Source organism: Succinivibrio sp., from assembly GCF_045124615.1.
GTDB lineage: Bacteria > Pseudomonadota > Gammaproteobacteria > Enterobacterales > Succinivibrionaceae > Succinivibrio > Succinivibrio faecicola.
In genome coordinates this window covers 1-13,996 of record NZ_JBGVMC010000353.1, presented here as the reverse complement: position 1 = coordinate 13,996, position 13,996 = coordinate 1, and the positions used below count along the sequence as shown (strand labels likewise).

The 13,996-nt window shown below is 37.7% G+C and carries 19 protein-coding genes; 13 read left to right on the top strand and 6 right to left on the bottom strand.

The annotated features are described in order from the left end of the window. The 6 genes from ACJML3_RS09375 to ACJML3_RS09350 all read right to left on the bottom strand — a co-directional run. A partial coding sequence (locus ACJML3_RS09375; protein ID WP_406022652.1) for a hypothetical protein occupies positions 1 to 367 on the bottom strand: 367 nt, incomplete at its 3' end. Continuing rightward, positions 351 to 1,019 carry a hypothetical protein gene (locus tag ACJML3_RS09370; protein WP_406022650.1) on the bottom strand — a complete coding sequence of 223 codons (669 nt, stop codon included), beginning with the start codon at positions 1,017 to 1,019 and terminating at the stop codon, positions 351 to 353. The genes ACJML3_RS09370 and ACJML3_RS09375, both read right to left, overlap by 17 nt. Before the next feature lie 3 nt (positions 1,020 to 1,022). After that, complete coding sequence (locus tag ACJML3_RS09365; protein WP_406022649.1) at positions 1,023 to 1,226, bottom strand: hypothetical protein; 204 nt, start codon at positions 1,224 to 1,226, stop codon at positions 1,023 to 1,025. Positions 1,227 to 1,639: 413 nt separating this feature from the next. Beyond that, the gene (locus tag ACJML3_RS09360) at positions 1,640 to 1,969 is read right to left on the bottom strand and encodes an STAS-like domain-containing protein (protein ID WP_406022647.1); all 330 of its coding nucleotides are present in this window, start codon (positions 1,967 to 1,969) and stop codon (positions 1,640 to 1,642) included. A 21-nt stretch (positions 1,970 to 1,990) separates the two neighbouring features. Next, positions 1,991 to 2,941, bottom strand: a complete 951-nt coding sequence (locus tag ACJML3_RS09355) for a hypothetical protein (RefSeq protein WP_406022645.1) — start codon at positions 2,939 to 2,941, stop codon at positions 1,991 to 1,993. Further along, complete coding sequence (locus ACJML3_RS09350) at positions 2,938 to 3,645, bottom strand: helix-turn-helix transcriptional regulator (protein WP_406022643.1); 708 nt, start codon at positions 3,643 to 3,645, stop codon at positions 2,938 to 2,940. The genes ACJML3_RS09355 and ACJML3_RS09350 overlap by 4 nt, the downstream gene beginning before the upstream one ends. A gap of 139 nt (positions 3,646 to 3,784) precedes the next feature. On the opposite strand from ACJML3_RS09350, the gene ACJML3_RS09345 reads away from it, so the two are divergent. The 13 genes from ACJML3_RS09345 (at position 3,785) to ACJML3_RS09285 (ending at position 13,823) form a co-directional block, all read left to right on the top strand. Then, positions 3,785 to 4,018, top strand: a complete 234-nt coding sequence (locus tag ACJML3_RS09345; RefSeq protein WP_406022641.1) for a hypothetical protein — start codon at positions 3,785 to 3,787, stop codon at positions 4,016 to 4,018. Beyond that, complete coding sequence (locus tag ACJML3_RS09340; RefSeq protein WP_406022639.1) at positions 4,019 to 4,336, top strand: hypothetical protein; 318 nt, start codon at positions 4,019 to 4,021, stop codon at positions 4,334 to 4,336. It abuts the gene before it with no gap. Beyond that, a complete protein-coding gene (locus ACJML3_RS09335) occupies positions 4,315 to 5,382 on the top strand; it encodes a DUF2800 domain-containing protein (protein ID WP_406022637.1) in 1,068 nt (355 codons plus the stop codon). The genes ACJML3_RS09340 and ACJML3_RS09335 overlap by 22 nt, the downstream gene beginning before the upstream one ends. 45 nt (positions 5,383 to 5,427) lie before the next feature. Beyond that, positions 5,428 to 6,378, top strand: coding sequence for an ATP-binding protein (locus ACJML3_RS09330; protein ID WP_406022635.1), 951 nt, complete (start codon positions 5,428 to 5,430; stop codon positions 6,376 to 6,378). 32 nt (positions 6,379 to 6,410) lie between these two features. Then, positions 6,411 to 6,932 carry a hypothetical protein gene (locus ACJML3_RS09325; protein ID WP_406022633.1) on the top strand — a complete coding sequence of 174 codons (522 nt, stop codon included), beginning with the start codon at positions 6,411 to 6,413 and terminating at the stop codon, positions 6,930 to 6,932. A 9-nt stretch (positions 6,933 to 6,941) separates the two neighbouring features. Next, positions 6,942 to 8,540: a DEAD/DEAH box helicase gene (locus ACJML3_RS09320; RefSeq protein ID WP_406022631.1), complete on the top strand. Its 1,599-nt coding sequence runs from the start codon at positions 6,942 to 6,944 to the stop codon at positions 8,538 to 8,540. An 11-nt stretch (positions 8,541 to 8,551) separates the two neighbouring features. Continuing rightward, a complete protein-coding gene (locus ACJML3_RS09315; RefSeq protein WP_406022629.1) occupies positions 8,552 to 10,645 on the top strand; it encodes an AAA family ATPase in 2,094 nt (697 codons plus the stop codon). 342 nt (positions 10,646 to 10,987) lie between these two features. Next, positions 10,988 to 11,425, top strand: a complete 438-nt coding sequence (locus tag ACJML3_RS09310) for a RusA family crossover junction endodeoxyribonuclease (RefSeq protein ID WP_406022627.1) — start codon at positions 10,988 to 10,990, stop codon at positions 11,423 to 11,425. Positions 11,426 to 11,490: 65 nt separating this feature from the next. Then, entirely contained in the window at positions 11,491 to 11,880 is a 390-nt protein-coding gene (locus ACJML3_RS09305; RefSeq protein WP_406022625.1) for a DUF2513 domain-containing protein, read from the top strand. Between the two features lie 7 nt (positions 11,881 to 11,887). Continuing rightward, positions 11,888 to 12,340 (top strand): hypothetical protein, encoded by a 453-nt coding sequence (locus ACJML3_RS09300; RefSeq protein WP_406022623.1) that lies wholly within the window; start codon positions 11,888 to 11,890, stop codon positions 12,338 to 12,340. Next, entirely contained in the window at positions 12,327 to 12,602 is a 276-nt protein-coding gene (locus tag ACJML3_RS09295) for a hypothetical protein (RefSeq protein ID WP_406022621.1), read from the top strand. The genes ACJML3_RS09300 and ACJML3_RS09295 overlap by 14 nt, the downstream gene beginning before the upstream one ends. A gap of 258 nt (positions 12,603 to 12,860) precedes the next feature. Continuing rightward, positions 12,861 to 13,037: a hypothetical protein gene (locus ACJML3_RS09290; RefSeq protein ID WP_406022619.1), complete on the top strand. Its 177-nt coding sequence runs from the start codon at positions 12,861 to 12,863 to the stop codon at positions 13,035 to 13,037. A gap of 48 nt (positions 13,038 to 13,085) precedes the next feature. Then, a complete protein-coding gene (locus ACJML3_RS09285) occupies positions 13,086 to 13,823 on the top strand; it encodes a hypothetical protein (RefSeq protein WP_406022617.1) in 738 nt (245 codons plus the stop codon). Positions 13,824 to 13,996: the final 173 nt, after the last annotated feature.

Sequence of the window (13,996 nt, the reverse complement as noted above, 5' to 3'; positions counted from 1 at the left end):
CTGGATGATGTTGCTCCCATACGTAACGCTGATACTGCATCCACTTATTTGGCTCAGCCACTTTAATTCTTATATAACCTTTTTTCTCTTGAAAAGAACCAACAGGTCGATGTCTCCAGTGTTTTTCTCCACGTTGCACATCTGAATTGCTATAGCACAAACCTAACTGAATGCCGTTTTCATAGCAGTGAGCACATACAGCTTTATCCGTAAACTCACGACCAAATCTTTTATTGATTTCTTCTGCAAGTTCTCTTCTGGAGTTAATGCCATGTTCACGTAAAGGACATACAGACCTGACAAAATCCATAATTTCATCAGTCCATTTTTTGTCTTTTCTGGTCCATTTCCTACCTAGAGTGCTCAATTTGAACTCCTAAAAGATTGCCGTTAACCTTTACATCATATCCATGAGACAATGCAGTTCTGACAGCATCAAGCTGTAACTTCTTTGTCTCTATCTCAGTCCTTCTCATATCATTTAATGAACCAGCAATGTTATTAACTGCTTCAGCTCTCTTAAACAGCAATTCAGCCTTCTGAGTATCAATTGACCCATCTTGAGAGGTATAGTTCTTTGCATCCTGGATAAGGGCAATCTCATCAAGCAGCATTTGCTTAATTTGTGACATCTCATCATTCTGTTGAGTCTTAATATCCATAATTTCCACCTTTGCTTTTGTTACTTTTGGTTCAATACAAGCAATCTTTTGGGCTACTTTTGGTTCATTCTTTGGCTCTTCATAAACATATCCATTAACGTCATAAGGCAATGAATAACCAAACTCATGACAGTAATTGTCGTAAATAACTTTTGGTGGAACAGGGCTCTTTTTAAATATGCCATGCTCAATAAAGTACTTTAAATTAGCTTTAATCTCTGTATCAGTTGATTCAGGAAAAGCCATTCTCAATAAGTCTTTAATGTCAAGCTTTTCTGCCCACTTACTGCCAAATATTCCTAATTCCTTTCTTAACTTTTCAGATGACTGAAACTTAAGCTCAAAAATAGTGATCATTCATTATTCCTTATGCTTAAAAGCTGTTGTTAAATACTGTTCAATCTCTTTCTTAAAGAAACATATACGCCCAGAAAAGCTGTTATCTCTATCAACTGGCTTTGGAAAATCAGGGTGTTTCTTTAGAAAATTGTTAAAGCCATGTAGAGACTTAAAGCCTAGTAGAGCTATAACGTCTTTTCTTGTTATGAGTGCTAATTCTTCCATGGTTATTCCTTTCAAAAAGGGTGGAGTGGTTAGCTCCACCAATGTCAAAATGTTTTCTCTCAATTTAAAACGTATAAATCTCGTAAATCGTGAACCAAAGGCAGAGAATGCCAAACGTTAAGATGACATCCACTGCTAGCTGTTTTGCTTTTTCTTTCATCATGCAACCTTGACTGTAGGACTTTTGTTTTACCTGTTTATTGATAGATATATCTAGCTGATGTCTTTATAATAGATGTAGCTAGCTTAAATATCAATAGATATATCTAGCTAAATAGATAAAAAGATTTTATCTTTTTGAAAAATAAATAAATTTAGTTGAAATTTTTTTAGAGATGATTTAAGAAGTGAATGTTAAAATGCTGTGTAGCACTGCAAGACGAAGCAGACTAAAGCTACACAGCTATAGATTTTTATGCAGGATAAAAGTTGTAATCAGCAAGCGTTTTTACTTTTTCAACTTCGTTTTTTCTTTCCAGAATAGCTGAAGCTATACTTTTTTCGGTATAGCCATTACCATATTTTAATTTTATTTTTGTTGAAACGGTTTTAAAACCTTTCATTTTTACAAGGACTCCAACACATTCGTCTGCAAATGAACCTGATATAACATCTACGTCAGATAAGTCTAAAATTACGGTTTTACCTTCTTCTAACCCTTGTTGTATTTTTTGTCTGAAAGGAACAGCAGAAGCTCTAGAAGCTAAACTGCCAGAAGGCAATTTTATTGTTAATGTCTCCATTTTTCTTTCCTTTTTTTTGTTTTAGTTATTTGTTGTCATAAGCGACAATAACTCATCAAGATCTTTATCTTGAGTGTTTTTGTATCCAAGTGTTGTAGGAATTGAAAAGGCAATTATTACACCTTTCCATTCATGATCAATTGTACTATAAATACCCTCTGGTGAATCATTATTTTTTAATTCAAATAAAGTATTTCCTGATATGATCTGTAAATCTCCGTTTGTAGCTTTTATGAGATCTACAAGTTTTGCTAAGCCTAATCCTTCATGATGATTATCATTATCAACAGAAACTTGTGATATACCTATCTGAGAAAATGGATTTGACTCAAAGGTCACATCATAAGGAACTCTCTGCCCCCAACCGTCATCAAACCTCTCTTTATACTTTTTAGAAGAATTGCCTCTTTGTAGACACCACTGAATGGCATCTTTGTGATTTTCTATCTTTGGAATATGTGCATTTTTTAACTCGCTAAAAAATCCAATTCCACAATCTACAACTGCAAATTCTATTCTTTTCTGTTTTCTGTAGTATTGAGCAATAGAAAACCCCATTCCTTTTCCATGAGACCATACATTATCGTGTAACTCACCAACTACCTCACAAAGATCATTAACACAAGAATTTTTATTAGTTAATAGTCTTTTAATACACGAATTAATTGTCGATGTTGCATCATTTGTTTTAAGTTGTTCATCCAATAAAATCAAAGGAGAATAAGAATAACCATTTGAATGCCTATTCACAGTTATTGGAGTACCCCAAAGTTCTTTATAAAAACCAATGCTCTCTAAATAAGAAGTATCTTCTTTGCACTTAATTTGTTCTTTGCTAATTTTTTGAGATTTTATAAATGCAGCAATTACTGCAATAAAAGAAGGTGTTATAAACTCCTTCGATATATCAAAGCCGCCTTTATAATTAAAGCAGTATTTTAATGCTGTTTTTACTTTTAGTTCATTCATCATAACCCACCATTACCGGACTTCTCAATGACTCTGCCAATAACACGAAAGTTTACATTTTCTTCATCGTGTTTAATTATTTCGTCTGGATAGCTGTCACGATTGTCTGAACGAATGATTAAATCACCATTCATCTGAGATATAAGCCTTTTAACTCTGATTTCATTACCGAAGACAATGGCATAAACGTGGTTATTGTGAATAGGAAAAGTATCGCTTAAATCTACAAGTATTCTGTCGTTGTTATACAGCACTGGTATCATCGAGTCACCTGTAACAACGAATCTTTTGCAGTGATTGGGATTCACGCCAATATGCTGAAACCATGACAAGCGATACGTTGCAGGTACACTTTCGTGCTGCTCTTCATAAGTCGGTTCTCTACCATCACCTGCAGCACATTTTATTGAATACTCTTTAATCTGAACGTAATCATCAGATGGTTGCTCATTATCATCCAACGCAATGATGTCCTGAGCATTTGCATCTGGTGAACCTTTACCAGTGATAAGCCATTCCTGATTTAACTGCAAAAGCTTACTTACCTTAAAGGCATTTTCAGAATTTAATTTTTTTACTTTTCCATTACACCAGTCACTGACAGTTGATGATTTACATCCGGTAAATTTACACAAATCAGCCTGTTTTTTACCTGTTTTTTGTAAGCCATATAAAATCCTTTCACTTAATTGAGAAAAATCAAACATATAGCCCCTCCAACAAATAAAAATAACTAGATATATCTAACAGTTTAGTATAAAAATTGCTCGACAAGGCTTGCATTTTAAACTAGATATATCTATCATAATTTTAAAGTTAATTTTTAGGAGGACTCAAAAGTACAGTATGCCAAGTAAGAAAAAGCCAAAAGAAATTAAAAATCTTTTAAAGGGTGAATTGGCCGATCGTCTGATTCAGGAGTTGGGAGGAGTTACCAAAGTTGCCAATATCTGCAAAATCGCAACTTCTTCTGTCTGTTCCTGGAGAGAACAGGGTTGTCCAAGAGCAAGACTAATGTACCTAAAGCTTGCTTATCCAGAACTGAAGGTATGGAAAGAACTTAACAGGAAGACTAACTAAATGTCCGAGAGTATTGCTAAAGAAGCATTAACAGTTGCTCGCATCGTGGGTGAATTAGATCGCATTCAGATTTCACTCGATGAAATTCGCAGAAAGTTAAGCGAATTAGATGGTAAAGAGCCTGTTATCAAGTTTGAAAAGGAAATCAAAATTGAAGATCTAAAAAAGTTTGCTACTGAAACATTAGAACAAGGTGGTCGAGAATATTTTTTAGATTTACTTCATAAGCATGGTGCAAAAAAGCTGTCTGAAGTTAAACAGTGTGACTATGTATCAGTTTTAGAGGGACTTAAGTCATGGCTGAACATTCCATTTTAAGCGCATCGGCATCCCATCGCTGGCTAAACTGTACCGCAAGCATTAAAGCCTGTGAAGGAATACCTGATAACACCTCTACAGATGCACAAAAAGGTACTGAAGTACATGAATTATGTGCTTATAAGCTTGCAAAAAAGCTTGGTAGAGAAGTTACCAGACCACTGTACGAATACAGTGCTGATGATGAGCGTAACGCTCAAGGTTATTCAGACTTTATCGGTGATCTTGTAACAGATGGTAGCGCTGTAATGATTGAGCAGAAAATTGACTTCTCAGAATACACCGCAAAGGGGGCTTTTGGAACAGCTGACTGCATCATCATCAATGACACCAATATCAACATTGTTGACTATAAGAACGGTGTCGGAGTCAAAGTTAGCGCTTTTAAAAATCCTCAGATGATGCTGTATGCGCTTGGTGCTTACTCAACCTTCAGAGAAGTATATGAAAGTATTCAAACTGTAACAATGACTATCTATCAACCTAATGTAGAGAACATTAGTACATATTCAGTATCAATTGAAGAATTATTGGAAGCAGCAGAGACATTATTCAAACCAAAAGCTGAAGAAGCTCTTAGCGGTAATGGTGTATTTGTTAAGGGGGACTGGTGCCGTTTCTGTAAAGCAAAAGGGACCTGCAAAAAATACGGAGAAGAGTTCATGGAAATTCTTAAGGACTTTGAGTCACAGCTGGGAGATACAACCACTCTGACTGAGGATGAGATTCTGACAATTCTAAGACACGGTAATGAGATTGTGTCATGGATTAAGGATGTTCAGGAATATGCGCTCAACTGCGCAAAAGTTGGTAAATCATGGGAGGGATTTGAACTTAAACCAGGAAGAAGTACACGCAAATTCACAGATGAAAAGGAAGTTGCCAAGACTCTGACTGCAAATGGAGTAGAACCTTATGAAAACATACATAAGCTAAAAACTCTGACTGCAATTGAGAAGGAACTTGGTAAGAAGAAAGTTGAAGAGTTACTTGGTGCACTCTTAATTCGAGTACCAGGAAAAGAAACCCTAGTTCCTCGAGATTAAATCGAGACTAGGGCAAATATGAATAATAATCTATAGGTAAATTATATGGCAATTAAACTGAATATAACAAGAGGCAAGGTTCAGAGACCTCAGAAAGTCGTTGTTTACGGTCCTGAAGGCATCGGCAAGACCACATTTGCCTCTAACTTTCCAAATCCTCTTTTTATAGATACCGAAGGTGGTTCTGCTCATCTGGATGTGGCACGTATTGAATGTCGCGACTCATGGAATGATCTACTTGAGACTATTAAAGAGGTTGCCCATCAAGATATCTGTAAAACTCTAGTGCTTGATACTGCGGATTGGGCGGAACAACTTGCAATCAGCGCTATCTGTACCAAATACAAACAGCCTTCCATTGAATCATTTGGCTACGGCAAAGGCTATACCTATGTTTCCGAAGAGATTGAGAAGATGCTGAACGCTCTTAATGAAGTTATTGAATCCGGCAAACATGTAGTAATCACAGCTCACGCAAAAATGCGTAAGCAAGAGCTACCAGATGAACAGGGCGCATTCGACAGATGGGAGCTCAAGCTTACACGTCAGACAGCTCCAATCGTTAAAGAGTGGGCTGATGCTGTTTTCTTCCTGAACTACAAGACCTATGTCTCACAGTCAGATAACGGCTCTGCCAAGGCATCGGGCGGTAAGCGTGTGATGTACACAAGCCATCATCCTTGCTGGGATGCAAAGAATCGTTATGGTTTGGAAGATATGCTGGATATGGATTACCAGAACATAGCAGAGCACTTCTCTGAATCTCCTGTAGCTGACCGCAAATCTCAGATGAAGAAGATTAACGCTGAAGGTAAGGATTTAAAGGAACAACTTAAGGAGTTCATGGAGCGTGACGGAGTAACTGAAGATGAACTGAAGGAGCTTTTGTCAAAGTCCAAAAACTTTGATGAGCGCATTCCTGTGACAGATTACGCAGACAAGCTTCTGCCTAAGTGGGATTCCATTCTAAGCAAGCTTGGTAAGGATTTATTTTAATTTTTTAACTTTAACTTAAGAGGAATTTAATTATGTCTAACGAAGGTTATGAGATTGGCTGGGACGATGAAGTTGAGCAGGATGGTGGAGACTTTGTCCTATTAGATGAAGGTGAATACAGCTTTACTGTAACCAAGTTTGAGCGCGGTCGTTTCCCTGGCTCAACTAAAATTCCACCTTGTAACAAGGCTGTTTTAACTCTGGCTATTGATAGCGATCAGGGCAGAACTTCTGTAAATGCAGATTTAATCATGTATTCATCTATGGAGTGGAAGCTGTCTCAGTTCCTTCGCTCTGTAGGCTTAAAGAAAGAAGGTGAAAAGGTTCGCGTTAAGTGGGATCAGCTTGTAGGCAAGAAAGGTCGCTGTATGATTAAGCATCGTACTTATACCAATAAGAACGGTGAAGAAAAACAGACTAATGATATTGATCGTTTCATAGATGCTAATTTAAGCGCAGAGAACTCAACTGCAGCACTTAAAAGCTCTACAGTCAGAACTTCTCAGGTAAACAAGCCTACAACTAACACTTCTAATGATGATTTGTTGGATTAGGAGCGTTAAATGGAGTTAAGACCTTATCAGAAAAAAGCTGTACAAGCTGTTTTCAATGAGTGGTCACAGGGGAGGGCTAAAACCCTCCTCATACAGGCCACAGGGACAGGTAAGACAGTATGCTTTTCTGCAGTAGCACAGAAATGTGCAGCCAAAGGAGAGCGTGCTCTTATCATTGCCCATCGTGATGAGTTGTTACAACAGGCTTCAGACAAACTTCAAGCTGTAACAGGTTTAATACCAGAGTTTGAAAAAGCTCAGTTTTCTGCTGCAGACAGTGATGCACAAATAGTCATTGGTTCTGTTCAAACACTAACCAATGACAGAAGATTAAATGCTTATCCCCATAATGCATTCGATCTAATCATCGTCGACGAAGCACATCATTGTCTGTCATCATCATATCAGAAAGTGCTTGAGTACTTCAACAATGCCAGAGTGTTGGGCGTTACTGCCACACCTGACAGAAGTGATAAAAAAGATTTAAGTACTTTCTTTGATTCTATTGCGTTTGAGTATCCAATAGCTCAGGCAGTGAAAGACGGTTATCTTTCACCAATAAGAGCAAAGATGATCCCTCTTAATATTGATCTTCAAAATGTACGCACATCCTGTGGAGATTATATACCTTCTGATTTGGGAAATGCATTAGAGCCATATCTTGAACAGATTGCAAACGAAATGACTAAGCTGTGCTTCAATCGTAAAACAGTTGTGTTCTTACCACTGGTTGCAATCTCTCAGCAGTTTTGTGAACTTTTAAATTCTAAAGGGTTTCGTGCAATAGAAGTTAATGGCGAAAGTACAGACAGAAAAGATATTCTGTCAGACTTCGAAAGTGGCAGATACAACGTTATATGCAATTCAATGCTTCTTACAGAAGGGTGGGACTGTCCTGCAGTTGACTGCATTGTAAATCTCAGGCCAACAAAGTCACGTTCATTGTATACACAGATTGTTGGTCGTGGTATGCGACTGTATCCAGGCAAAAAGGAGTTACTGCTTTTAGACTTTTTATGGATGACAGCTAAGCTATCTTTATGTCGTCCAAGTTGCATCATAGCTAAAGACGCAGAGCATGCCAAAAATATAGATTTAAAGGTAGAAAGAGCAGCACTAATTGATGACAGTGATGACGGTATCGACATTCTTGAAGCTGAAGAACAGGCGGAAGCTGATATTGTTAAACAGCGTAAAGAGGCTTTAGCTAAAGAGCTTGAAGCTCAAAGACGTAAAAAAGCCAAGTTCGTCGATCCTCTGCAGTTTATTTTTTCGATTGAAGAGAATCTTGACGACTACGAACCGACTTTCAAATGGGAGTTAGAACCTCCTACCCAGAAGCAGATAGAACTTATTGAAAAATTCAATATCAGTACTGACGGTATAGATTCACGTGGAAAAGCCACTAAGCTGATTGATGTACTGATGAAACGTGCCAATGAACATTTAACTACAGCTAAACAGATAAGACTGCTGGAACGTTATGGCTTTAAATCTGTAGGCACATGGTCAATGAAAGAAGCTACATCCTTAATTGACAGGATTGCAGCAAATCACTGGATCGTTCCAAATGAGATTGTTCCTTCTCAATACACTCCTAAACAGTAAGAGATTTTACTATGAAAGATGATTTAAAAGACGCTCTATATGCAATCGACCCAAAGAGCTTAAATTACGAGAAGTGGGTTGAAGTGGGAATGGCTCTGCATGATGGTGCTTACAGCTGTGACGTATGGGATGAATGGTCACGCAATGATTCCCGCTATCGTCCAAATGTATGTCAGAGCAAATGGCGCTCTTTCGGTAGCTCAAACACCAGTAATGTAACAGTTAAAAGCATTTACAAGATGGCAAGAGAATTGGGATGGTGTCCTGAAAGTGAAAAAGGCCATGAAATCAGCTTTGACGATGAAATTAGTGTTGATGAACCTTACACTCAGATATCTCAGAAAGAAAAGTGCTCACCGCTCCCTGATAACTACAGTCATTTAAGTGGTGCTCAACAGCTTAAGGTTTATCTTGAAACACTGTTTAAGCCTGATGAGTACGTCGGTCTTGTTACAGAATCGTTTCAGCGAGAAGATGGTAAGTGGACTCCTGCCAATAGAGGTGATTATTCCAGAACTGCTGGCAAGTTAATCAAGTCTCTTGAGAAATATCCGGATGATTTAGGTGCAACCACAGGAGACTGGAATCAGGAAGCTGGTGCATGGATCAGATTCAATCCATGTGACGGACAAGGGGTTCGTGATGTAAATGCCACATCCTACCGCTTTACTCTGATCGAGTCTGATGAGGTATCAATTGAAGCACAGTATAAAGCTTATGTTGAATGTAATCTTCCAATTGCAGCATTAGTCTTCAGTGGTACAAAATCACTTCACGCTATCGTCAAGATTGATGCTCAGAATGAGAATGAATACGCTCAGAGAGTATCTTTCCTATACAACTTCCTAGAGAATCACGGCTTCAGTGTTGATACTCAGAACAAGAATGTTATGAGGCTGTCGAGATTACCAGGTGCTACTCGTAACAGCAATATACAGAAGCTTTTAGCAACAAATATCGGTGCTGCAAACTGGTCTGTGTGGCGTAATTCCATTGAGGAAATACCAGAAGAAAAACTTCCACCAATCACTTCACTGGCAGACAAGTTCCAAAATCCTGATCCTTTACCAGAACCACTGATTGAAGAAGTGCTAAGAGAAGGCCACAAGATGATTATTGCTGGACCTTCAAAGGCTGGTAAGAGCTTCGCACTCATGGAACTGTGTGTTGCTATGGCTGAAGGTGGCAAATGGCTTGGCAGATTCCAGTGTAAACAGTGCAAGGTGCTGTATGTAAATCTTGAGATTGATGCTCCTTCAGCAAACGAGCGATTTAAAAAGATCTATGAGAGTCTGGGGTATTCCTCAGACCCTGCAGAAAATCCAAATATCAACAATATCATTACATGGAACCTGAGAGGTCATGCACTGCCACTTGATAAGCTAAGTAAGCACATTATCAATCAGGCTTCTATGGTAAAGGGTATCAAGGCCATTGTAATTGACCCTATTTATAAGGTTATTACTGGTGATGAAAACTCTGCTGCAGATATGTCCGCATTTTGCAATTACTTTGACCAGATAGGCGCTCAGACTGGTGCATGTACCATTTACTGTCACCATCATTCTAAGGGCGCTCAGGGAAGCAAGAAATCAATTGATAGAGCTTCTGGCTCAGGAGTGCTTACACGTGATCCTGATGCAATTCTGGACTTCTCGGAGATTGATTTAACGCAGTTGGAGGGCAAAGAGATAGCTTGGGGCGAAGATATAGATGAGGACCGTTCTGCATGGAGAGTAACCGGCTCTCTGCGTGAGTTCCGTTCATTTAAACCGCTCAATGTATGGTTTGATTACCCAATCCACAGAGTAGACACCAAAGGAGAGCTAGAGGCATGCTTTCTGGAAGGTGATGCGAGAGCTAACCTTAAGCAGTATCAGACTTCACCAAACGACAGAAAGAATCAGCTGAGAGAAGCTTACTACAATATCGCCCATGATAATGGTGTGACTGTAACTGAGCTTGCTGTAGAACTTGATAAAGCGAGAAATACCGTAGCCAAATGGCTAAAAGAGTTTCCAAAAGCATTTTCGCTGTTTGGTGGTAAATGGTTCACTGCAGAAGATTTAGCTCGCTATTTAAAAGCTTCTCAGGAGTTAAATTAGTATGACAATATTCACCTTTTTTAGGTTAGTTTGTAAGCATAAGCTAACTAATGCTAAAACCGTAAAAAACACGGTTTTAGCAGTGTGCTCAATTGCAAAAATCAGTGTGCTTAAACCGTCAAAATCACGATTTGAGCAGTGTGCTCAAACCGTAAAATTCACGGTTTTATCATCGTGCTCAAACCGTCATTTTTACGGTGTGACAGCGTGCTCAAACCGCCTTATATATATAAATATATATGGGGTATTAAAAACCCCATATATTTACATATATAAAAAAACGGCCTGCGCACGCAAAAATCACCAGACAAAAATTTTTAGCAGTTGTTTTCAGGAGGGAGCATGTTAGAACTGAATTTTACAATCAAGGGTGAACCAACAGGAAAGGGGCGTGTCAGGTTTTTTGGCGGTCATGCTGTTACTCCCAAGAAGACCAGAACCTATGAAGCTCAGATTCGCTATGAGGCAAGTCATGCGGTAGAGCACATGGTAGAACAGCCAGACTTCAGTGCGCCATGCAGTGTGCGTATCAGTGCCTACTATCAGATACCGGCTTCCTACACCAAGAAGAAACGTATGCAGATTGCTGAGCATGGGTGCTCTGTGGTGAGACCAGGAAAGCCTGATCTAGATAACGTCATCAAGTCAGTGCTGGATGGTATGAACGGTATTGTGTTCAGTGACGATGTGCAGGTGGTACGTTTGAGCGCGGAGAAGTTCTGGTGTGAGGGTGATGAGACTCCACGTGTTGATGTATGTGTGAAGTGGGAGGAAGTATGACGAGATTTGTCGAAGAAGCGCATGATATGATTGCTAATTTAAATACAAAAACTGGGGAGTAACCAATGAAACGCGATTGGAAAATTATTAAAGACATTCTGTGTGCGATAGAAGACAATAAGGTGAAAATACATTGGGAACAGCTTCAGGAGAGCGAACAGAAAAACGTGCTGCTTCATTATGAGCTGCTTAAGGAAAGCGAACTTATTACCAATTACGAACTTGCATCAGATATGGATGATGACGGTAAATGTACATACCATCCTAACTTTCTGCCTCAGGCTCCAAATGTGCCAGGTATTCGTATGACAATGAAGGGGTATGATTTACTTGAAGTGCTAAAAGACCAGACTTTATGGAATCGTATTCTTTCGAAGGCAAAAGCTCTGGGCGTGAAACTTACCTATGAATTTATCGTTCAGGCTGTTCCTGTAATCTATAAAACCATGATGTGAGGTCAATATGCTGACAAATGAAATTATTTGCGCTATCAGTGAAGATAATTCCCGTGAATACATTCGTCTTCTTCACAATTACGGTCTTTGGTCACGCTATTTTGGATGTTCTGGTTATCCAGGACACACTTCATCAAATCAGACTTATACCATTTCTGATGAATCTGCTATGATTATTGATAAGGCATTCTGTGAACTAAAACAGAAACAGCCTAATCTATATAAACTGCTCAATATGTTTTATATCCAGTGTAAATCTCCTGATGAGATTTTCCTGATTTTAAAAAAACAGAACAAAGAGCAGAAAATAAAATCACGTCATTGCTCAAACTATTTTAGATTTAATCCTGCTGTAGATACAGCTTTAAAGTATGTTACTACTCAGGCTATCTGTGACTTAATCAGAAGAGGTGAACAGTTGATCCTCAATCAGCTAAGGATTATGAATGAAGGTATTTGAATTTGAAGGTAAGTGTTATCGTTCAATGAGCTTATTCTGTAAAGAGCGCGGTGTTTCTTATCAGAAGATGAGAAGATTATGCAGACATTATATGCGTGCTCATAAAGATCCAAGTATTGCAGCAAAATGGCTTCTGGGAATAGAACCGTTTAAAAGCAATGAACCAAAGACCTTTCTTTATGAGCAGGACTTGCAAAAGTCTGAGGAACGACACTCTAAATTCAAAGACAAAATGTATCAGCAGTTTATTGATAATTTCTGACTTGTCCTAAGTTATCCTAACTTATGTTTTCTTATCCTAATATATTGACATTTTTATTTTTTGCTGTAAGCTTTGAGTAAATAAAGTTTCAGACCTCGACATTAGTCCTCTCACTCTCAGAGAAGTGACGAAGTCGAGGTCTTATAGTATATGGAGAGTTTTTAAAGTTTGCGACAATAAACACGATTTAGTATTGAGAAAACAAAATGCAAATTTTATAATTAAAAAGAAGATTAGTCTTTTTAGGGAATATTTATTATGATTGGTGCATATAATTTCGATGAAAAATCACCTGTAATATCTTTTAAAAATGGTGGTTTTGGGTTTAATTATAAAAATAAAAAAGCATCAGAAAATCTGTTAAGTAATTTTGCAAAATGCAAAAGATTAACTGAAAAAAAGATCATTTCAGTTTCAAATAAAAAAGAACAATAATTATTTTATTTTTGCTGCTATGGCTCCTTGTAGGGGCCTTTTGTTTATATGGAAGCGTTTATTTTAGTTATTATAATGACCAGTGGGTTTATGTTTACAAGTAGATATCCAGTGGCAAGATTTAAACAATTAAGATCTGAAGGTTGGGATCAATATCTTCATGTATTTTCTTGGGGGCTTCCATTTGCGATATTGTCTTTTATTTTTGTATCAATTTTGGATTTGTTTGCAAAAGTAGACGATTTATTTTGCACATATTGGATTGGATTTAATTTTAATGAAAATTTTTCTGCTCTCGTAATGTTTTGGAGTGTATTTTCAATAATATTTGCCTGGGGATGTGGATATATACTTTCAAAAAATCAGAAAATTATTAATAAAGCAACAGTGTTATGTGCAAATGAAAACCAGTTAAAACAAAGAGTTTATGAAGCAACAAAAAATGGTAAATTTGTACAGATAACTCTGTCAAACAGAAAAGTTTATATTGGTTGGATAAAAACTTTTATGGAGTTAAAAAATCCTGATACCAAATATATTAAGATTTGTCCTTTCTTTTCTGGATATAGAACTGAAAAACGGTTAATTGAAAACATCACCAATGTTTATTGTGATTATTATCCGGATTTTATTTTTAATGAAAAATATTCAGAAGAACAAATGAAAAAGATTCTTGATGATGTTTTAGAACCTTACACAATAGTATTACCAATTGAAAATATTGTTTCAATTGCATATTGGGATCCGGATTTTTATCAAATGGTAAATGACAATCAAAATAAATAGTCGTATAGGTACTGTGACAGCTTGAACTAGGGTTCGGGTGGCAAGGCGCCCGAAAATCGTCTAGCTACACTACTTTTTATAATGCGGACTTTGCTATAATAATCCGCAGAAGGATAGTCTTTTTGAGAGGTAGCAGATATGTCCGATTATTTTCCTGATGGAGTTTCACGCAG